This window comes from Thermopirellula anaerolimosa (genome assembly GCF_054657335.1).
In genome coordinates, this window is record NZ_BAAHYX010000004.1 from 675,493 (window position 1) to 695,869 (window position 20,377).

Here is a 20,377-nt window from a genome sequence, read left to right on the forward strand (position 1 = left end):
GTCAGGCGTGCCGGTGCGGTCGGTTGCATCCTTAGCAAGGCGAATGGAGGACATCGGGTCTTGACCGGGCGAACTTCCCAGCCATCGACGCACGAAGAGTTGGGGCGATTGGCCGCCGCGTTGTGCGATGGCGAATGGACCGCGCAAGACTCGCTGCGTCTCGACGAACTTACGCGCGACCCGGAGGGTCTGGCATTCCTGACCCGCTATCTTTTCCTGGTGGGCGAACTGCATTGGTCGAGCCTGGAAGCGCCAAGCCCGGCAACATGTTTGCCCGGGACCACCGCACGGCTCGGAACGGGCCGACACCCGCTTTCGCAATCCGATCAACCAACACGCGATTCACGGACCGTCCGGCACATCCTGGGTGTCGTCACGGCGCTGGCGGCAATCATCATGCTGGGTTTCTTGTGGTGGGTTGCGCCCCGCCGCACCGCTTCTTACGAATCCGGGGTCGCGCAGTTACTCGGTTCGTTCTCCGCCGGGCAGTCGTCGGGAACGGCATCCGCTGCGTCCGATTGGACCTGCGGGGAAATCAAGCGACTCGACCGCGGCGTCGCGGCTTGGAGCCTGCCCAACGGGAATAGCTGGATACTGGAAGGCCCCGCCGCTGCCGCTTTGACATCCATTAATAGCCTGCGACTCGATCAAGGCCGGGCCGTATTCCAAATCACGTCTCCCGGCGAAGGCTTCTGCGTCGAGACGCCCTTCGGGCGGTTCATTGATCGCGGCACCTCGTTCGCCGTGACGGTGGATGAACGGGGAGCGGAATTGCACGTCTTGGAGGGAGAGGTAGAGTTCCGCCCCAACGACGACGGCAAGACCCCCGCTGAACGCGACACCGGCCCGCAAACCGCCGCCCGCCGAATTTCCCGCGACTTGGTCGATCCGGGCAAGGTGTTGCATGCCGGACAGGCCGTGCGATTGGACGGCAGGGGACGTTGGCGACCGATCGCATTCGCGGCGGGGCGTTTCATTTGGCAATTGCCGCGATCGGGAAGTTCCAGCGCCCTCCAATTCGCCGCCCTTCGTGCGGAACAGGTATTGCGAGTCTTTTCGTTCGAATCTTCGGATGGTCGATATCGCGAGCGCATCACCGGCGAGCCGCTGCTGCGAACCGTGCTCAAAGGGGGCGGCGATACGAACGCTCTTGGCATCGAATCGGGTTGGGGTATCGGCTCCGAGGCCGTTCGAATCCGGCGCGGCGTGGGTAACGCGGTGGGGGCGGCCTTGCAAACGGAGGACATCTTCAACCCGCCCGGCCTTTTGTCCCTGGAGGCGGTGTTCCGCTACGATGGCTTCGACCTTCGCGACGGCGATGATGCCGTGGGGAGCTTACTCGCCACGCGCGGGGATCGCAATCGCGCCAGTTTCTTTTTGGCGGCGGCCCACGACGGCACGCTCATGCATCTCTTCGATGCGCGCGAAGACTGGCTGATCACGGAGGGCCGATTGAAACCGGGACACTGGTACTACGCGGCCGCTACCTTCGCAGAGTGTAACGGCCGCATCGTGGTGAACACGTGGTTGGCGGACCTGAACCTGGGGCAAAAACGGTTGCGACAAGTCCTCCGCCGAGGTCAAGCCGTGGGTGGGATGGCTTCCGGCGTGCTGGCGATCGGAAAGGGGTTCGATGCCGGCGGCGCCCATGCCTACGCATTTCCCGGCGCCGTCGACGAAATCGTTCTTTACAATGGAATAGTGGAAGAAAACGTGTTTCAAGGGCATCTCAAACTGTTGGCGGGTGATGCATCCGCCGTACCGCCCCTGCCGGGCGTCGCGGCGGAAGTTACCACCGGTAAACGATAGAACGGAAACTTGAAGAGCAATCCGGAACTCGAAGAAGAGGTGATGCCATGTTCCAACCGAGAGACCGCAAACACTCGCGCCGCCGATTTTTGGAAACGATGGGGGTCAGTTGGGCGGTCGGCCAGGCGGGCGGACTGGGCGTGCCCAGTCTGCTCTTCGGCGAGGAGAACTCCGGCCCGATCGATTGCGGCCCGCCCCCGAAGGCCGCTCCGCAACACCGAACGGGCGGCGAATCCTTCCCGCCGTTACCGCTGCCGGTCACGCCTCTACGACGCTCGGAGAAAAAGCGTCCTCCCAGCCCGCCGGCCCTGGTCGGCAAGATGGCCCTCGGCCCCGTGCGCTGGGTCACCCGCGAGGGCCAGCGCGTCATGTATCGCGACTGGATGACCGATCCCGCCGACGTGACGACGCTGCTGGAATGGACCAACGAAAAGTTGGGCATCAACTATCGTGCCATGGAGACCGACTTCGCTCATTTCTCGTACGATCCGCGGGAGTTGCCCGCCCTGCTATTCTCGGGCCACAATTCCTTCCAATTGACGGACGACGTTCGAGCGAAGCTGGCTCGTTACGTCATGGACGGCGGGACGATCATCGGCGACGCCTGCTGCGGTTGGGACGACTTCGCGCAGGCCTTCCGCCGCGAGATGGAACTGATCTTTCCCGGCCGACCGCTCCGCAAAATGCTCCCGGAGGAACCGCTGTTTTCGTCGTACTACCGTCTGGGTTCCTTCACCTACCAAAAGTCCGACGGTTCGCAGTACGATGAAGCTCCCTGCCTGGAGTCCATCGACTTCGGTTGCCGCAGCGGAGTGATCTTCTCGCCCGCCGACATGAGTTGCGGTTGGGACGGTCACGACCACCCGCGGGGACTCCGCCTCGTCATCGACTTGGCGCGGCAGGTCGGAGCCAATCTCATTACTTACATTCTGGGCTCCTATCAGTTGGCGCGGTTCCTCAGCACCACGAAGGTGTATTACGAGGCCGACGCCCCCTCGCGTGACGATTTCGTTTTCGCTCAAATCATGCACGACGGCGACTGGGACCCCGACCCCTCGGCCGTGCACAACCTGCTCAAATTCGCCCGAGACAACTCCACCCTGGAGGTGAAATTCAAGCGGCAAAACGTCCGATTGAACGACCCGCGGGTGGCGACCTATCCCATGCTGTACATCACGGGCCACCGTGAGTTCGTTTGGAGCGATGAAGAGGTCGCGATGCTCCGGCGTTACCTCAAGGCGGGCGGTCTGTTGTTGGCCGACGCCTGCTGCGGTCGCGTCTCCTTCGATCTCGGCTTCCGGAGAGAGATCGCCAAGGTCTTCCCGGACGCCCGATTGGAGCGTATCCCGCTCGATCACCCCCTCTACCACAACCTATTCGACATCCAGCGCGTGGAATATACGCCGCGTGTCCGCGAGGATTTCGGCTCGCTCGAAGCCCCGGAACTGGAGGGCATCAGCATCGACGGTCGCTTGGCCGTAATTTACAGTCGCTTCGACCTCGGAAACGGTTGGGAGCAATTTCCCCACGCCTACGCCTACGGACTGAAGGACGAACCGGCCCTACAGATCGGCGCCAACGCCATCGTGTACGCCGTCACGCACTAGGCGGCAATACAGCGACTCGCCGTGACGATCACGGAGCCAGCAGGACCTTCATCAGCGGCTCACGGCGGTGGTACAGGATGTCGAACCACTTCGGCCCCTCGTCGAGTGGGGCCGTGCGACTGATGAGCGGGTCCACGCTGATCCCGCCTCCGGCCAGGAGGTTTAGGCAGCGAGGGTAGTCCGCTTGTGATGCGCAGCAGCCCAAAAGGGAATACTCGCGCGTCACTGTGGCTTGCAAAGGCAAAGGGACTTGCGGAGCAAGGTTGCCCACCAAACCGCACGTCCCTCCCTTCTCCAGCAAGCTGAGGGCGAGGGCAAGCGATTCGGCCGTTCCCACGGCGTCGAAGACGATTTCGGCAAGCGGGCCGCCCAAGCGTTCGCTTAGGCGTTGCGGCGAGGCTTCCGCGGGCGACCACGCCGCTGCGGCCCCCAACTTGCATGCCAACTCTCGGCGGTATTCATCCGGTTCGATCACCACGATTTCGCCGCAACCGGCAACTCGGGCCGCTTGGGCGACGAGTTGCCCGATCATCCCCCCGCCCACGACCACCGCCGCATCGCCCAATCGCGGTCTCACACGGTCTACGGCGTGAACCGCCACGGAAAGCGGCTCAATCAAGGCCGCTTGTTCGAACGTGACGGCATCGGGAATGCGATAGACGATATGCCCTGGCACGGTCACCCACTCGGCGAACGCTCCATGCCTTCGATACTCTCCGCAGGAAACTCCCAAGACGCGGCGATTTTCGCACAGATTGACCCGACCGCGGAGGCAGAAACGGCAGCGTCCGCAGTAGATCGTGGAATCGAACGTCACGCGATCGCCGGGCGCCACGCCGGTCACCTTCGCTCCGATCCGCTCCACGACCCCGGCGGCTTCGTGCCCCATGATGATCGGCGGGATGCGCCGACCCGTGCTTCCATCCATGCCGTGGACGTCGCTGCCGCAAATTCCGCAGACCTTGACGCGAATCAAGACCTCGTCCTCCGCCGGATCGGGCGGCGGAACATCTTGAATCTCCAAGTGTCGGTATTCTTTCAGCACGAGGGCTTTCATGCAAACCTCTTTCCTGCTTGTTGAAGACCGGCCTCAGCGTCGATTCGGCGCAAGTCTCACGCCGTAAGTCCTTCCAGATGTTTCGGAAGCTCGGCGAAGCGCCCCAGGCATCTCCCGGCGTCAATGCATCCCGCCACTCGCGTCGCACACGCCGCACGAACCGTCTCACCGAATTTGCGGCCGATTGACGTCGCTCGTTGTCTCCCCCGATGATAGACTCGTGCAAAGCGTGGACGGTATCGTCACGGTCAGTGGAGACATTCGTGGGAAAACGGTTGCTTTTTTACGGGGCCTTGACGGTCGGCGGACTTCTGCTTGTGCTCTTGATCGTGGGCGGGGTGCTCTTCCACCTGGCAACCCGCGTGCCCGCATTTTACCCCACTGCCGCGGCCGACCCCAAGACCCAAGCGGCGCTCAATGACCGGTTCCTACAAAAGGCATCCACTCTTACAAGCGACTTTCAACGGGCGGGACGCTGGGACCTGCGATTGACAGAGGACGAGGTCAACGCCTGGCTCTCGACGGATTTGCCGAGAAATCACCCCAACCTACTGCCACCCTCGCTTCACGAGCCGCGCATTCGTATCGGACGCGAGGAATTGACGGCGGCCTGTCGCACCGAATGGGGCGGTCGTTCGGCAGTGCTTTGGGTCAGAATCCAGGTGCAACTAGCGAGGACGGACGTGCTCGCGATTCGTTTTCGCAAGGCAGGCGTCGGACTGTTGCCGCTCTCGACGGCATCCGTCTCGCAGCGACTGGAGGAAGCCCTGCGTCGCGCGGGCGTGGATGTCGGCCGCGAAGATGTGGACGGCGAGTCGACGCTGACGATTCCCCTTTCTGCAAAGTCCCCGGACGGGCGACGCCGCGTTCACGTGGATGCCGTGGATTTCACCGACGGGCATCTGTTCATTTCGGGCACGACGGATGAGGCCGGCCATTGAGCCCGCTCTCACCGCACACCCGCGGATGAGGTCGGCAGGAACGTTTCCGCCAATGCCCGAACCTCAGGCGACTCGTCGCCTCGACACGAGGATATGACCCAGTCCCGAACGGCATCGTTGGCGATCGACCCCAGTGCCATCAGGGCGTCACGCCGCACCGCCGGGTCGGGATCGACGGCTAGCTCGAATAGAAAGGGCAAGGGATCAATGTCGGGGATGGTCCACAATCGGGCAACCGCGTCCCGCCGACGTTGCGGCGATGGATCAAAGACCAATCCCCCTGCCTGAATTACCCCGGGTGACCGTACGCGAACTCGAAGGGCATCCGCGGCGGCGCGTCGCTCGTCGAGCGGACCGGAAACCATGCGCAAAAACAGCCCTCGAATCTCCGCAGGAATGGCGAACTCCGCCGGAGGTTCTCTTCGTCGCGAAATGCCGCCGGTGAATGGAATCGATGATAATCGTGGATCCGCTTGGGTGCGCGGCGATCTCCCCCCGTCCTCCGGAATCCCTCTTTCCGCCGAGGCGCGATCCGTCGGAAGCAACCCCTCATGTCCCAAAACGTCGCTCTCGCCGGCCGCCGTTCGAACGGCATTTCTCCCGCTCGGTCCGAACGATCGCGGTTCCACCACGGAGGACGAATCGTCGGCGTACACCGCCGGATCGACCCCGGTCACCCCGTCCGGAAGGTCGGCGCGCGGCTGTACATTCTCGGCTGATGATTCGCCGTTCCAAGCCGGGCTAACCACGGAACGCGTCTTCGTTCCTTCACGTCCTAACGCCATCCCCGGCGTCAAGTCGGCGCTCCCAGCGAGCACATGATCGCGTTCCGGCAAGGCACCCTCTCGTAGCCCGAACCGGGAACCGCTTTCCAGGCGTACCCGGGCGGACTCGTTGGGCAACTCAATTCTTGCTTGGTCGCCAGTCTGATGGGTGGACGGAGACGTCTCGTCGGCAATTTGCTTCGCAAAACTCTTGGACGGAGCATCTCCACCCTCCGCGACCCCCGCTCCGTTTTCCACTTCGACCGCCAGGGCCTTCAGTTGCTTCAAACGGCTTGGCGAAAGCATCGCGGCTTGACGGGGAGAATCCAGCAACATCCGCAGCAAGGGGTAAGCCGCTAACCGGGTCGCTTTGTGCCACCGGGGATAGGCGGCGAGCATCGTCCGGGCCACGGCGTCAAGACGAGCAGGACGCGATGAAATGTCATATTCGGTATACAATTCTCGCCGGATCGCCCTTCGGGCCGCTTCGGCCACGCGGTCCTCCGAACTGTCGAGTGCACGAACAACTGCGGGCAAGCCCACCGGCCCTAACTCAACCAGTTGGTCCACAATCCGCTCGGGCTCTCGGCAAGGCGGCGTGAGGAGCCTTTGTTCCAGCGATGCCGCCCGCGTTGCGTCCCAAGATTCCGGAAGCCGCGTGAGAACCGCCGCCCAAACCAATGCGAAACCGACCCACGCGAGAAAGAGCACGACGCCTCGACGCGTCGTCCGTGCCGCCGGCGGACGGGCATTACGTTGTCTTGCGTACTCGGCGGCTATCCATGCTTTTCGCATCGATTCGAGATCGTATCTTTTCGACTACTCGGCCCCAGGCTCCCACGACGGACTTCGAGACCCCATCTCAGCCCAACGAGCAAGGCGCCTTAGCGATTCGCTTGTATGGGCTTGTATGGGAGGGCGGCGGATTATCCCAAGCCGCTGACACCTCCTCAATAGTGAATCGAAATGCCCGGGGGGCTGTTCGAATTGCCAACACAGCGCAGTCTTCCCATCCACCCGGTGCGCACCGCAGGTTTTTGTTAGCCGGAAAAGCCTTCCCATGCCGAATAGAATCCGTAGGCCAAAGATCAAGCACCTTCCCGACATGCTTGCGGGAAGGCGCCGTACCTGTCCCGATGGAAAGACCTCGCCGGTGACCGCAAACCGCCTTACTAATATGCCTTGCGCCATCAACGCTGCTTGCCCGACGCTTGGAAGGTTTCTCCCATTGCGGTCACCGCCACGTCCATTGCGACTCTTCGGTCGCAGCCTATGGCGACTTGGGACGGCGATAGCGACCGCCATTTTGAGCCTGACGGTTACCGCTCACGCCCTCGCGGCGGATCCGGAAACGTTGCAGCAGCAGAGTCCTCGGACCGGGCAGACTGGGGAGTTGGAGCTAACGCGCGGCTCTTCGGACCGCGACGTTAAGCGTGCAGCGATCGAGCAAATACCCTGGGAAAAGCTGTCCCCCCAATACCGTGAGCGTGTGTTGGAGGTGGTCAATCGCTCAGCCATGTTCCGCAGAATGCCCAGTCGCATCGTCCAGTGTGAACCGGACTTCTACCAATTCCTGGTCGAGAACCCCGACGTCGTAGTCGGAATCTGGCAGGTCCTCGGTGTGACCAAAATGCGTCTGGAACGGCGCGCAGACGGCGATTACTTCATGGACGACGCGGCGGGCACGTTGGCCCGTCTGCAATACATCTTGGTTTCTCCGAACTGTCACGTAGTTTACGCGGAGGGCCAATATAGCGGCCCATTGATGCTTCGACCCGTGCAGGGACGGTGCATCGTGGTGCTCAACAGCAGTTATATCCGCGAAAAGAATGGTACGGCCTACGTCTCCGCCGATCTGGATTTATTCGTCGAGATCGACCGGGCCGGACTCGAGTTGCTCACGAAGGCGATGAACCCGTTCTTCGGGGCCATGGCGGAAAACAACTATCGGCAGACTTTCGCCTTTCTGGGATCGTTGTACCGCACGGCGGAAGTTCGCGGCACTGCCATGCGACATCTCGCCGGCCAATTGACGAAGGTCTCCCCCACCGTCCGGGAGCAGTTTGTGCAACTCATCGCCGACGCTACCCGACGCGGGTCGCAAGACCCCCTCCTCAACCCGGAAAACAATCCTCAACCGGAGGTTGCCGAGACCCCTAATTCGGAGCATGACGGACCCACGATTCGTTGATTTGCGATCGCGCAGTGCCCGTGATTCGCATGCATCCCGGTTTTTGCAGGACTGCGGCAAGCCAAAACAACACCTTCAGGCAAAATATTACCCCTAAAAAGTGTTGATTTCTCTTTTTTTGAACCTGTATGTGCGTACTTACGTATGTACGTATATCCTGGTATAATAGCACTGAATTGATTCTTTAGCGGATACAGCCATGCTTCCCACCGACGAATGCAATCTGTTGGTTACACTCTTTCGCGTGCTCGGCCATCCCACGCGGTTGCAGTTCTTTTGTCTGCTTCGCGAGGGCGAAAAGACCGTTACCGAGTTGGCGCAGGCCACCGGCGTTCCTCAACAGAACGCCTCGCAACACCTTCGGTTGATGCGGGAATGCCGGGCCGTTCGCACTCGACGGCAAGGACAGCAGGTGCTGTACCGCCTCGCGGACAAGCGACTGGTCGAGGCCACGGAGATTCTCCGGGATGCCGTCCTAGGTGCCGTGAAAGACGATCTTCCAGCGGCGCTGCGGACGGAATTGACCGCCTCCGCCGGCAACCTCGATGAGTCCGTGAATTCTTTTTCGCACGACGACGCCCAATCGGCCCCTACGCCGAGCGGAACGCCGTCGCTGAAGTGACGAGACGTACGCAGCAGCAAAACTTCAAAACAAAACGGAGTCTTGAAGCGGATTCCGTTTCGGCCGTGGAGGCGACCGGGCATGAATCTCGCGAAACTTTCGGCAGCGGCCGCCGTGGTCGTGGTGCTATCGGGACTGGCTTGGGCCGCCTGGCGATGGTCGTTTCCCGCCGAACGCCGCCCGGTCGACCAACCCTGGCGACACGTACCGCCTCCGGCGCGGCACGTGGATCATGCGGCGCTCATTCCCGACGGACTGCAATCCGGTCCCGACGTGACGAAAACCTGCCTTTCCTGTCATCCGAACGCCGCCAAGGAGGTCATGGCCACGACCCATTGGACATGGGCGGGGCACCGCGTTCGTGACCCCCAAACCGGTCAAATGCAAAGCGTGGGAAAACTCAATCTGATCAACAACTTCTGCATTGCGGCATTACCGAATATCCAAGCTTGCTCAGCCTGCCACGCAGGTTACGGATGGAAAGACCCTGCGTTTGATTTCTCCCGAGAGGAAAACGTCGATTGCCTGGTTTGCCATGATCGCACCAACACGTACCAAAAGGGTTTGGCGGGGATGCCCAAACCGGACGTCGATTTGACGACCGTGGCCCGCAGCGTGGGTCGTCCCACGCGCTTGAATTGCGGCCAATGCCACTTCAAGGGCGGCGGTGCGGATGCCGTGAAACACGGCGACTTGGACGGCACCATGTATTTCCCGCCGGAACGCATCGACGTGCACATGGGCCGCCTGCGTTTCGAATGCGTCGATTGCCACCGGACCAAAGAACACCGCATTGCCGGTTGCGCCATGTCGGTCTGCATCGAGAAGCCCGATCGCGTCTCCTGCACGGATTGCCACAGCGATCGTCCTCACGGTGATGATCGGTTGGACTTCCACACCGCCTCGGTCGCCTGCCAAACTTGCCACATTCCCAAAATGGCGATTGACGCTCCCACCAAGATGTATTGGGACTGGTCGGCGGCGGGACGCGACGACATTCCCGAGGATCCGCACGTATACCTCAAGCAAAAGGGCAGGTTCGTTTACGCACAGGACGTAGCTCCCGAGTATTACTGGTACAACGGGCGGGCCACACGCTACCTAACGGGCGACAAAATCGATCCGTCGAAAGTGGTCTTGATCAACCGTCCGTTGGGCGGTCCCGGCGATCCCGACGCCAAGATTTGGCCGTTCAAGGTCCACCGCGGCCGGCAAATCTACGACCGCAAGTACGAGTACCTTTTGACGCCGCGAACTTGGGGACCGGGCGGATATTGGACCGAATTCGATTGGGATAAGGCCTGTCGCCTGGGAAGCCGGGACACCGGCTTGCCTTATAGCGGGGAGTACGGGTTCGTAGATACGGAGATGTACTGGCCGTTGTCCCACATGGTCCAGGCCAAGGAGCAAGCCCTGCAATGCGCCGATTGTCACGGCCCCAACGGCCGACTCGACTGGCAGGCCTTGGGCTATCCCGGCGATCCCATGTATCGAGGCGACCGGCGCGCCGCCGGTCTGCTGAGTCCGGACATCCACTGAGCTTCGCCGTCTTCACTTCCAACAAGATCGCCGATTCGACTGCCGAAGGAAACCTGGAATGCGACGCCCTGATTGTCCGCTCCGCCGTTCGATCGGCGTCATTTTGCCGAGCCTCGCCCTGCTCGTCGTGCAGGGACTCGGGATCGCCGAGGAACCGTCTGCTCCGGTCGTGGGAGTACGTGCACACCGAAAGGATTTCCATCCTCCCCTGCTATTGCTCGACGACCAGGGGCGCAACGTCCTTTCGACGAACCGACCTGTTTCCGCCGCGAAAACCTGCGGGGCGTGCCACGACACGGACTACATCGCCCGACATTGCTATCACGCCGATCTCGGCATCGACCGGCGTTTTACCCCCGGATCGACGCCTCTCGCCCGCCATGCCTGGGACTACACATTCGGCGGAGTCGGAAGCTGGAATCCGTTGAATTACGAGCGACTATCCCCGCCCGGCGACGACAAGCCGGATCTGGGATTGGCCGACTGGCTTCGACTGTTCGGATATCGTTACACGGGCGGAAGGCTCGGCACGGCGGGTTTCGGCGACACGCCGTTGGCGACACGCCCCGCAAGCGCCCCAGAGAAGACCTCCGCAACCACTACCGACAGTTGGGACCCCGACTTACAGACCACCGACTTGGGGCGTGTCTCCCCGCGTCCATGGGATTGGTCGGCCTCCGGAACCTTGGAGCTGAATTGCTTCCTCTGCCATCTCCAACAACCGGACAACTCCGAGAGATTGCGGGAAATTAAGAGCGGTCGATTCGGTTGGGCGACGACGGCCACCTTGGCTCGTGCCGAGATCGTACAACGGCAAGACGACCGCTGGACGTACGTACCCGAGGCCTTCGACGCGAGCGGACAAGTGTCCGCCGCGGCATTCCGGTTGGAGCGTCCGACCGCCCAACATTGCGGGCAGTGTCACGGCAAGGTTCACACCGGCGACCGACCTCTGGAGTTGGACGTGACGATATCCGATTGGTCCACGCTCACCAAAGGTCAGGTCTTTTCCGGTCAACGGATGTCCGATTCGGCGGTCAATCTGCGAGATAAATCGCGGCTCTCGCAACCGTGGGACGTGCACGCCGCGGCGCTCTTGGACTGTCGCCACTGCCATTTCTCGCTCGACAACCCGGCGTTGTTCGAGCCTCCCTCCGGCGGTCGCCCGGCGCACCTCGCGTTCGAACCCCGGCGGCTTTCCTTTGGAGAATATCTGCGACAGCCGAGCCATCAATTCGCCAAGGGAGATACGCCGCAAAGCGGCATCGCCCCCCAGTTCTCCGGAACGATGCGGACCTGCCGAGACTGCCACCGTGCCGACGCGACGCACGACTGGCTGCCCTTCCGAGCAGTACACATGGCTCGTTTGGAATGCGAAACGTGCCACATCCCCGCAGTTCACGCACCTGCCGTCCGGTCGGTCGATTGGCTGGCCCCCCGAGACGGTCGACCGGCTATCGAGTGGCGGGGTTGGGAGCAATCGCCCGGCGAAGCACTGCCGACGATCACAGGTTTTCAGCCCGCCATTTTGCCAAGGCGATCCGCGGACGGGCGGCTCCGGTTGGGACCCTACAACCTGATTCTCGCGAGCTACTGGCAGGAGAATGGAACGGCGGCGCGGCCGGTAAGGACGATCGATCTCGCTGCGGCACTCGGTTCCAGCGCTTCGCGGGACGTTTCGCATGAAGACGGCGGTAGCGGCGAGACGCCGCTGGAATTTGCCGCCGGTGCGCCCAAGTCAATCCCGACCCCGAACGCCGCGCCCATCGAACCGGCGGAGGTTGCGCGGCAACTGCACGCGGCAGGCGTGCAATCACCGACCGCTCGGTTTGAACTATATCCCTTCGCCCTTCATCACGGCGTCCAACCGTCGCAATCGGCGATCCGAGAATGCGGGGCTTGCCACAGTTCGCGGTCCATGCTCGGCGCCGCCTTCCCGCTGCGGTCGAACGAATCACCGGATGACCAAGCCCCCGCTATGGTATCCCAAACTGGAATCCCGAGTGCCTTCCAACTGGTGACCGGCGCCGGTGCAGGTGAAGGACTGTCGTTGCGACCAATCCCCGAGAAGGCAGGGTTTTACATACTCGGCAAGAGTCGGCATCTGTGGGCCGACATCCCCGGAATGGCGGTGTTATTCGGCGTTATGATCGCCATCCTGAGCCACGCCGCTCTGCGAGCCCAGGCCGCCCGAAGATCACCGCCGTCGCCGCGGACGACCGACGAAGCTTCCCAATGTTCGTGAACCCCGCAGGGCGAATCGAGAACGTCCCGAATTCAGTCTTAGAAAGCAGCGGACCGCCCATGGCACGAATGCGCATCTATACGCTGTACGAACGGGTGTGGCACTGGTTTCAAGCGGTGTGCATCCTGGGCCTAATCGTCACCGGATTTCATATCCACTATCCGGACGGACTGCGGCTATTGTCCTTTGCCGGGGCGGTCTACGTCCATAACACGTTGGGCTGGATTCTGGTTCTGAACGCTTTCCTCGGCTTCTTCTACTACCTCACCACCGGAACCATTCGCCAACTGATTCCGGAACCGCGTGAGTTTCACATCCTCGCTTATCGGCAGCTTCGCTATTATCTCTACGGAGTATTCCACGGCGAACCACATCCCCTGGAGCGATCACCCCTGCGCCGGCTCAATCCTTTGCAACAAGCAACATACCTCATCATCCTGAACGTGCTTTTGCCCCTGCAAATCCTCACCGGGCTGGGGCTTTGGTTCATGCAATTCTCCCCCTGGCTATTGACGCGCACGGGCGGCCTGAGCATTCCGGCGGGCATCCACATGCTGGGCGCCTGGACGTTCACCGGTTTTCTTTTGGCCCATGTGTATCTCGGAACCATCGGTCCCACCCCCTGGGCGCACCTGGCGACCATGATTACCGGATATGAAGAAGCCGAAGCAACCGCCCTCGCCGCCGGCCATGACGGATCACCCGACGAGGAAGGCCGGTGATCGACCCCAAAGCCGATGAATCAACCCTTCATCAGGAATGACTGTGCCATGGAACAACCGCAAACCATCGACAAGAAACCGACCCCGTACTGGAACCCCTATGTCGCCGGCATTGCTCTGGGCGCGGTTTTGTTCACGGCGTTCCTGGTTACCGGAAGCGGCCTGGGCGCGTCGGGCGCCATTGCGCGTTTCGTCGTCCAAGGCCTCAAGGTCTTCGCCCCGTCGATCGTGAATCAGAATCCCTACTTCGTCTCCATGGGGGGAGGCGCGGCCGATCCTCTCAATAACCGAATCGTTTGGATGGTCTTCGGCGCTCTGGCGGGAGGGTTCGTCTCCGGCCTCTTCTCGGGACGATTGAAAGCGGATATCCCTCGCGGTCCCCGAATGACGCCGGTCCTGCGATTGGTCGCGGCCTTCACCGGGGGGACCATGATGGGTTGGGGGGCGGCCATGGCGCGCGGATGCACCTCCGGACAGGCTCTCTCCGGGGGCGCCGTCCTCTCGCTCGGCAGTTGGGTCTTCATGATGATGATTTTCGCGGTCGGGTACTTGTTGGCCTACCCGATGCGTCGATTGTGGCTTTGAGATTCCGAAGCCTTCTCAGGGAGAATCCACGATGTTCCCGCTTCATTTGTCCGGCGCCATCGATGTGGTCACGACCGTGCTCATCGGGTTTGCCTTCGGATTCGTGCTGGAAAAGGCCGGCTTCGGAGACTCCCGCAACCTGGCCGCACAGTTCTATCTTTCGGACTTGCGCGTATTGAAGGTCATGTTCTCGGCCATCGTCACGGCCATGCTGCTGGTCTTCGCCTCCTCGGCCCTGGGCTGGGTCGATTTCGAGCAGATTTTCGTGCCCCCGACCTACCTGGGTGCTTCGGTCGCCGGCGGGGCGGCGTTGGGACTGGGTTTCATCATCGGCGGATACTGTCCCGGCACGTCGCTAGTGGCTCTGGCCACGTTCAAATGGGACGGCCTCGTCTTCGCCCTCGGCGTCGCCTGCGGCATGTTCCTGTTCGGTTTGATGTCGCCGAGTTTGATGGCGTTCTGGACGACCGCGGGCGCCATGGACCGCATCACGATTTTCGAATGGCTCGGCGTCGATGCCGGAATCGTCGTCGCCGCCGTCCTTCTGATGGCGATCGGGGCCTTCTTCTTGGCCGAAATCGCCGAGGCTCGCATCGCCTGGGCCAAGCCCCCCGTGTCGGGCCGCCCCAATTCGCCCGCCTTTCTGCGAACCGCCGTCGCCTGCGGCATCGCCGCCGCCGGCATCGCCCTCATCCTGGGCCAACCCGACGCCGAACGAAAAATCGCCTGGAACCGAACCAAGCTCAACGAGCGGTTGGAGTCGCGGAGCGTCTTGATCGATCCCGCCGAACTTCTCGATCTGATGTATAACAATCAAGTGGAGCGTCTTTTGCTCGACGTTCGCGACGAAAGCGATTACAACGCCTTCCATCTCAAAGACGCCATCCGGACGACGATCCCCGAGATCGATCGAGTTTGGGCCAAGAAAATCCGCCCGGAGCAGGTGGTCGTGGTCATGTCCAACGATGAAGCGCGGGCGGTCGAGGCGTGGAAACACCTCGCCGTTCACCGCGCGATCAATGCCTACATCTTGGCGGGCGGGGTGAACCGCTGGTGCGAAATCTATTGGGCCGGTAACTTCGAAGCGCCGGGGCCGGAGTTTCCCGCGGCGGGAGATGATCGTTTTCGCTTCGCCGACGATTTCGCGAAAAGGGAGCAAAGCGGGACGCCGCAAGTCACGCTGGTCGGATTCGCTCCCTCGCTGGGAGATCGCGCGGCAGCGGCCCGCCCCAGTGCCGAGTATCTTGCCAAACGCAAATTCCAACCCAAGATTCGACTGCTCCGCGCGGTGAAGGCGCCGGGCGGCGGTTGCGGCGGTTGATGCCTCCTGATTCGCTTTGCTCCGTCGCGCTTCACGCTTTGCGACTATTCCCGGCGACACAAGAGATGGCAAGGTCCTTAAGGGCCTTGAGGTCCAGCTTCCCCGTACCCAGAACGGGCACGGCCTCCACCCGGTAGAAATCATCGGCCGAAGGTATCCACAGCGGCGGGAGATCCGTCTCCTTCAAAGTCCGCACGATCGCATCGGGCGAATTGCGAAGCTGAGTAAAGAGCACCACCAACCGCTCCCCTTTTTTCTCATCGGGGACGCCGGTGACGGCGAACGTCAAGGCGTCCTCTTCGCCGCTTTGTTCGACCTTTCCAATTCGTTCCTCCACGGCCAGGTGGGGCACCATTTCTCCCCCGATCTTCGAAAAGCGACTCAACCGTCCCGTGATGGTGATGAATCCGTCCGGGTCCAATTGCGCCAAGTCGCCGGTGCGATACCATCCGTCGCGGATGACGCTCGCGGTTTGTTCCGGTTCATGCAAATAGCCCTTCATCACGTTGGGGCCTTTGACCCACAACATGCCGGGCTGACCCAGCCCCAAGTCTTCGTCCGTCTCCAGGTCTCGGATCTTGACGGCCACGCCCGGAATCGGTCGCCCCACCGTGCCGGCCTTGGATGCCGCAAACCATTCGCAAGCGATGCGGGATTCGGGGATATTGGACGAAACCACGGGCGACAGTTCCGTCGTCCCGTAGCCTTCCAGCGGGCGAATGCCGAATTTTCGCTCGAAGGCGTCGGCCACTTCGGGCGGCAGCTTTTCCGCCCCGGTGATCAAGACCTCCAGCGACGCGAAATCTTCACGGTCGCATCGCCGGATATAGGAGCGGAGAAACGTCGGCGTCGCCACCAGGATGGTCGCCTTGTGTTTGCGGCACAGGTTCCCCACGGGACGCGGTTCTAACGGGCTGTAGTGGTAAATCACCTTCGGTGCGAGTTGGAGCGCCGACCACAACGTCGTGGTGTATCCGAACGAGTGGAACAAGGGAAGGATGCCGCACAGGACGTCGGACCGGCGGAGATGCAGAATCTGATCGAAGGCCGTCACATTCGAACCGACGTTCCGGTGGGTGAGCATCACGCCTTTAGGCTTGCCCGTCGAGCCGGAGGTGAAGATGATCGTGAGCACATCCTCGGGATCGATCGTGTGCAATCGCAATGCGCGTTCCAGCAAGAACGACGGCACGAATAGGGCCGTCAGTAGCGAGAGGAGTTTATCCCCCAAGCCAATTTTCGGTCGGACGTCCTCCAAGCAGATGATCTCGGCGTCGAGATCGAACGAAAAGCGATCCAGGACCCGACGACTGGTCAACACATGTGTTAGGCCCGCCGTGTGGATGCAGTGGTTGAGCAACTCGGACGACAGCGTGTAGTTCAAATTGACGGCGGTGCGGCGATCCAGCGCCAAAGCCGCGTTCACAACGACGCCGCCCACCGAGGGCGGCAGGAGCACGCCGACGTTCGCTTCATCGGGCGACAAGACTTCGCGCCGTAGGACTCGCCGCAAGACCAAGGCCGTAGTCAGTAGCGAGAGACTGCGCAGCTCCACGCCCGAACTGTCGGCGACCTTTTTCTTCCACGGCGCCGATCGCGCGGCGCGGAGGAACCGTCGCACCGGGACGATGTGCCGGGGTGATTGTCGCCGTACCGCCTCCCCGCTCAACTCTTGAACGGCGATTTGCGCATCGAGTGGCGAGTTGCAGTCGAGCAGCGGCTTGCCGATATACACGGTGACGCGACTCGCCCGGAGTCGCGGAATCTTGAAGAAAAACCGGCCTCCCGAATAACTGAAAATACTTCCCCACAGTCCGTCGATGTAAACGGGCACGATCGGAACGTTTTGGCCGCGTGCGATCTTGAGGAACCCCGGCTGAAAGCCTCGCATTTGCCCCGTTCTCGAGATTCCGCCTTCCGGAAAGATGCCGACCAATCCGCCCGACTCCAGGGTTTGCCTAGCTTCGCGCAATCCGGCGGCCAAGCTCTTCGAGCCCGGGACGATGGCGATCACTCCGGAACTGCGTCGCAGATAGCGAAGCAGCGGCGTATCGACGTATTTGGCGTGCGCGATCATGCGGATCGGTCGGGGCATGGCCAGAATGATGAGGATGCCGTCCAACCAACTGATGTGATTCGACACGATGACGGCCCCGCCCTTGGCCGGGATATTCTCCAATCCCACCACGCGCCAGCGGTAGCGCAACTTAAAGGCCCAGCGGAAGAGCACGCGAAGGGTATCGACCGGCGTCAATACGACGATCGTGAGAAACACCGGCACCGTCAGAAGTCCCGCCGCCACGAACATCTGCCGCGACGACAGCCCCAGCCAAGAGGCGAGGAGGCCGAACACCGCCGAACCCAACAACATGCCGGAGAAGCTCAAGAAGTTGTAGGCCGCCAGAATCCGACCTCTTTCCTCCGGGGGGCTTTCGTACTGAAGTGTCGCGATCAAGGGAATGTCGTAGAGCCCGGCGAATGAGCCAAGGAGAAACAGGAGCAAGCAGGCGAGGAAATAGGGAGGCGAATTCCAGTGCCCCGTCCCCGGCGGCAATAGCGCAAAGGCCAGCGACGTCAGCAAAATGCCCAATGCACCAAAGGACACCAACCCCCGTTCGATCGTCCCGTGAGACCAGACGCCGGCCAGCAGGCTCCCCAGTCCGATGCCCAAGGTGAGGATACCCAGCATAGGCCCCACGTAGGCTTGCCCCTCACGCCCCACCAATTCGGGGACGGCCAGTTTGTCGATGGTAAGCTGGAGGATCAAGCCGAGCGTCCAAAAGTAAGCGCTTCCCAGTCCGGCCAACCAGAGGATGCGATGCCGGAACATCTCGCGGAGATCGCGAAAGGCCTGGGCGAACGGTTGCCAGGGAATTGGTCTGCCCGGATCGGCGGGCGCCAGCGGTGCCACCATCAAGCTCGCCAGCCAGCCCGTGGTCGCCACGCCCAACAAAACGGCGGCGTGAATCCACCAGCGATACTGTCCCGGCCCGGAACCCAGTTGGGCGGCCAAGGCCTGATCCGCGCACGTAGTCAGCGAATAGAGCCAATTGCCGAGGGATCCGCCGATGATGACCGCCGCCATGGTTGTCAGGCCGATGATGCCGTTGGCGGCGGAAATGTAGCGCGGAGCGACAATCTCGGGAATACTTCCATACTTGGCCGGACTAAAGAACGCGCTCTGCGCCCCCATCAAGAAAAGCACGCTCACCAGAAAGATCAAGTTGCCGGTGAGAATGGCGACGACTCCCATGCCCATCAACACGATTTCGGCAAACTTGGCCCCCACCAAGACGCTGCGCTTGCTGAAGCGATCCGAAACGCAGCCTGCCCAACCGGCCAAGAGGATGAACGGCAGTAAAAAGACGAAAGATCCCACGGCCCGGGCGACGTCGGCCGATTGCTGCAACTGGCTTGCGACCAAATCTTTCCCGATCGGAATCAGCAACCAACGGAAGATGTTGTCGTTCAGCGCCACCGTGAATTGCGTGACGAGGAGCGCGACAAAACTCCGAGACCACATCCCGTCCTCGGAGGGTGATGCATTTCCCGTGGGGGTCGAACCGTCTTTCGCGTCGATCATGCGTAGGCAGGGAATCAGGGCCTTAGGGAAAAGGGGCGGAAAGAAAGCCCGAAAAATCGGCTCAAAACCTTACGCATCCTATCAGTAGCATTTTTTTCGGGCAAGGGCTGCCCAATCGCACGGCCGACCTGTTCCACCGTCCTTCAACACGCCGCCGCGACACCAGCTGCAAAACCGCGCCCCTGAAGATAAACTGCAAGCATGTCCTTCCTAGGCTTGCGATTGCCGGTCTGAACCGACCACCACCACGAGAGGAATTACGCCATGAAACGGACGGTTTTATCCACCATCACCCTGCTTGCCTACCATCTCGTCGCCGCGCCGATCTTGTTGTCAGCCGACCGTCCCAAATCCGTGGACGACATCGTACCGCCGGGTACGGAACCCCAAGTGCTGGGCGAAGGTTACGGATTCTGCGAAGGTCCCGCCGCTGATGCCGAGGGAAACGTCTACTTTTCGGACGGCAAGAAGGACTCCATCCATGTGTACCGCCCCGACCGCGGCGTGGAACTTTTCGTCAGCGACAGCACGGACGCCAACGGCATGATGTTCGATGCCAAGGGACGTCTCTTGGTCTGCGAAGGGGCCGCATTCCGTGTCGTGGCCTTCGACGTGACGACGAAAAAGAAGCAAATCCTAGCCTCTCAAATCGACGGCACCCGGTTCAACGAGCCGAACGATATTACCATCGACCGAACCGGGGGATTCTATTTCACCGATCCGAACTACCGACACCGCGGCCAAGAGACCGTCATGAAGGAAGACGTCTACTACGTCGATGCCGAAGGTCGAGTCCGCCGGGTGTCCACCATCTGCGTCAAGCCCAACGGCATCCTTTTGACTCCCGACGATCAGACGCTTTATCTGGCGGACAACGGGACCGGCACCATCTACAAATACCGCGTCGCCGCGCCCGGCGTGCTCACCGAAGAAACCAAATGGGTCGATCTCGGCGGACCGCGTCCCGACGGGATGACGCTCGACGAATCCGGCAACCTCTACATTGCGTGCGGCGGTGCCGGCATCAAGGTCTATTCCGCCGACGGAGCACCGCTGGGCACGATCCGCGTTCCCTACGCATCCAATTGCGTGTTCGGCGGTCCGAACTTCACCACGCTGTACGTCACGTCGCGCGACAAGTTCCTCGGCATCCCGACTCGGGTCAAGGGAGTTCCGCCGCTTTGCGCCGAAAAGTAAGTCCGGAATGCTTGGTTCGTGCGAAATCACCCCGTTTGCCGCGGGATAGCGTCCGGCGAACGGACATCGTTCTAAGCCCGCAAATAGGTCGGTCAGCCCCAAACGTCGATCGTCCTAGCGGTAAAATTATGAGGATCGTTATCTCGCGGCAACTCGCCGATGCGGCCCGGCCTTGGTCGTAACGCGGGGTGTCA

14 protein-coding genes are annotated in these 20,377 nt (G+C 61.6%); 11 read left to right on the forward strand and 3 right to left on the reverse strand.

What is annotated here, in order from left to right; genetic code table 11:
* Positions 1-60 precede the first annotated feature (60 nt).
* Together ACYQ6J_RS03215 and ACYQ6J_RS03220 are read left to right on the forward strand one after the other, a co-directional pair.
* On the forward strand, positions 61-1,809 hold the full coding sequence (locus ACYQ6J_RS03215) for a FecR domain-containing protein (protein WP_460182756.1): 1,749 nt from the start codon (positions 61-63) through the stop codon (positions 1,807-1,809).
* A 47-nt stretch (positions 1,810-1,856) separates the two neighbouring features.
* Positions 1,857-3,416: a DUF4159 domain-containing protein gene (locus tag ACYQ6J_RS03220; protein WP_460182757.1), complete on the forward strand. Its 1,560-nt coding sequence runs from the start codon at positions 1,857-1,859 to the stop codon at positions 3,414-3,416.
* Positions 3,417-3,444: 28 nt separating this feature from the next.
* Here ACYQ6J_RS03220 and ACYQ6J_RS03225 read toward each other — a convergent pair whose 3' ends face one another.
* Positions 3,445-4,473 carry a galactitol-1-phosphate 5-dehydrogenase gene (locus tag ACYQ6J_RS03225; RefSeq protein WP_460182758.1) on the reverse strand — a complete coding sequence of 343 codons (1,029 nt, stop codon included), beginning with the start codon at positions 4,471-4,473 and terminating at the stop codon, positions 3,445-3,447.
* A gap of 263 nt (positions 4,474-4,736) precedes the next feature.
* Between ACYQ6J_RS03225 and ACYQ6J_RS03230 the strand changes: the two genes are divergently transcribed.
* Positions 4,737-5,414: a hypothetical protein gene (locus ACYQ6J_RS03230; protein WP_460182759.1), complete on the forward strand. Its 678-nt coding sequence runs from the start codon at positions 4,737-4,739 to the stop codon at positions 5,412-5,414.
* Positions 5,415-5,422: 8 nt separating this feature from the next.
* Here the strand turns inward: ACYQ6J_RS03230 and ACYQ6J_RS03235 are convergent, their stop codons facing one another.
* Positions 5,423-6,973, reverse strand: a complete 1,551-nt coding sequence (locus ACYQ6J_RS03235) for a HEAT repeat domain-containing protein (protein WP_460182760.1) — start codon at positions 6,971-6,973, stop codon at positions 5,423-5,425.
* Positions 6,974-7,406: 433 nt separating this feature from the next.
* On the opposite strand from ACYQ6J_RS03235, the gene ACYQ6J_RS03240 reads away from it, so the two are divergent.
* From ACYQ6J_RS03240 to ACYQ6J_RS03270, 7 genes are all read left to right on the forward strand, one after another.
* Complete coding sequence (locus ACYQ6J_RS03240; protein WP_460182761.1) at positions 7,407-8,369, forward strand: hypothetical protein; 963 nt, start codon at positions 7,407-7,409, stop codon at positions 8,367-8,369.
* Between the two features lie 199 nt (positions 8,370-8,568).
* Entirely contained in the window at positions 8,569-8,991 is a 423-nt protein-coding gene (locus tag ACYQ6J_RS03245) for an ArsR/SmtB family transcription factor (protein ID WP_460182762.1), read from the forward strand.
* A gap of 81 nt (positions 8,992-9,072) precedes the next feature.
* The gene (locus ACYQ6J_RS03250; RefSeq protein ID WP_460182763.1) at positions 9,073-10,530 is read left to right on the forward strand and encodes a tetrathionate reductase family octaheme c-type cytochrome; all 1,458 of its coding nucleotides are present in this window, start codon (positions 9,073-9,075) and stop codon (positions 10,528-10,530) included.
* A 58-nt stretch (positions 10,531-10,588) separates the two neighbouring features.
* Complete coding sequence (locus tag ACYQ6J_RS03255) at positions 10,589-12,775, forward strand: hypothetical protein (protein ID WP_460182764.1); 2,187 nt, start codon at positions 10,589-10,591, stop codon at positions 12,773-12,775.
* Positions 12,766-13,497, forward strand: coding sequence for a cytochrome b/b6 domain-containing protein (locus ACYQ6J_RS03260; protein WP_460182765.1), 732 nt, complete (start codon positions 12,766-12,768; stop codon positions 13,495-13,497). The genes ACYQ6J_RS03255 and ACYQ6J_RS03260 overlap by 10 nt, the downstream gene beginning before the upstream one ends.
* A gap of 48 nt (positions 13,498-13,545) precedes the next feature.
* Positions 13,546-14,082: a YeeE/YedE thiosulfate transporter family protein gene (locus ACYQ6J_RS03265; RefSeq protein ID WP_460182766.1), complete on the forward strand. Its 537-nt coding sequence runs from the start codon at positions 13,546-13,548 to the stop codon at positions 14,080-14,082.
* 31 nt (positions 14,083-14,113) lie between these two features.
* The gene (locus tag ACYQ6J_RS03270; RefSeq protein WP_460182767.1) at positions 14,114-15,403 is read left to right on the forward strand and encodes a YeeE/YedE thiosulfate transporter family protein; all 1,290 of its coding nucleotides are present in this window, start codon (positions 14,114-14,116) and stop codon (positions 15,401-15,403) included.
* A gap of 31 nt (positions 15,404-15,434) precedes the next feature.
* On the opposite strand, the gene ACYQ6J_RS03275 is transcribed toward ACYQ6J_RS03270, so the two are convergent.
* The gene (locus ACYQ6J_RS03275; protein WP_460182768.1) at positions 15,435-18,926 is read right to left on the reverse strand and encodes an MFS transporter; all 3,492 of its coding nucleotides are present in this window, start codon (positions 18,924-18,926) and stop codon (positions 15,435-15,437) included.
* Between the two features lie 324 nt (positions 18,927-19,250).
* Between ACYQ6J_RS03275 and ACYQ6J_RS03280 the strand changes: the two genes are divergently transcribed.
* Complete coding sequence (locus ACYQ6J_RS03280; RefSeq protein WP_460182769.1) at positions 19,251-20,183, forward strand: SMP-30/gluconolactonase/LRE family protein; 933 nt, start codon at positions 19,251-19,253, stop codon at positions 20,181-20,183.
* Positions 20,184-20,377: the final 194 nt, after the last annotated feature.

Coding starts and splice junctions, on each gene's coding strand:
- ACYQ6J_RS03225 (WP_460182758.1), bottom strand. CDS start 4,473: ATGAAAGCCCTCGTGCTGAAAGAATACCGACACTTGGAGATTCAAGAT.
- ACYQ6J_RS03255 (WP_460182764.1), top strand. CDS start 10,589: ATGCGACGCCCTGATTGTCCGCTCCGCCGTTCGATCGGCGTCATTTTG.
- ACYQ6J_RS03235 (WP_460182760.1), bottom strand. CDS start 6,973: ATGCGAAAAGCATGGATAGCCGCCGAGTACGCAAGACAACGTAATGCC.
- ACYQ6J_RS03275 (WP_460182768.1), bottom strand. CDS start 18,926: ATGTGGTCTCGGAGTTTTGTCGCGCTCCTCGTCACGCAATTCACGGTG.
- ACYQ6J_RS03270 (WP_460182767.1), top strand. CDS start 14,114: ATGTTCCCGCTTCATTTGTCCGGCGCCATCGATGTGGTCACGACCGTG.
- ACYQ6J_RS03265 (WP_460182766.1), top strand. CDS start 13,546: ATGGAACAACCGCAAACCATCGACAAGAAACCGACCCCGTACTGGAAC.
- ACYQ6J_RS03220 (WP_460182757.1), top strand. CDS start 1,857: ATGTTCCAACCGAGAGACCGCAAACACTCGCGCCGCCGATTTTTGGAA.
- ACYQ6J_RS03280 (WP_460182769.1), top strand. CDS start 19,251: ATGAAACGGACGGTTTTATCCACCATCACCCTGCTTGCCTACCATCTC.
- ACYQ6J_RS03260 (WP_460182765.1), top strand. CDS start 12,766: ATGTTCGTGAACCCCGCAGGGCGAATCGAGAACGTCCCGAATTCAGTC.
- ACYQ6J_RS03250 (WP_460182763.1), top strand. CDS start 9,073: ATGAATCTCGCGAAACTTTCGGCAGCGGCCGCCGTGGTCGTGGTGCTA.
- ACYQ6J_RS03245 (WP_460182762.1), top strand. CDS start 8,569: ATGCTTCCCACCGACGAATGCAATCTGTTGGTTACACTCTTTCGCGTG.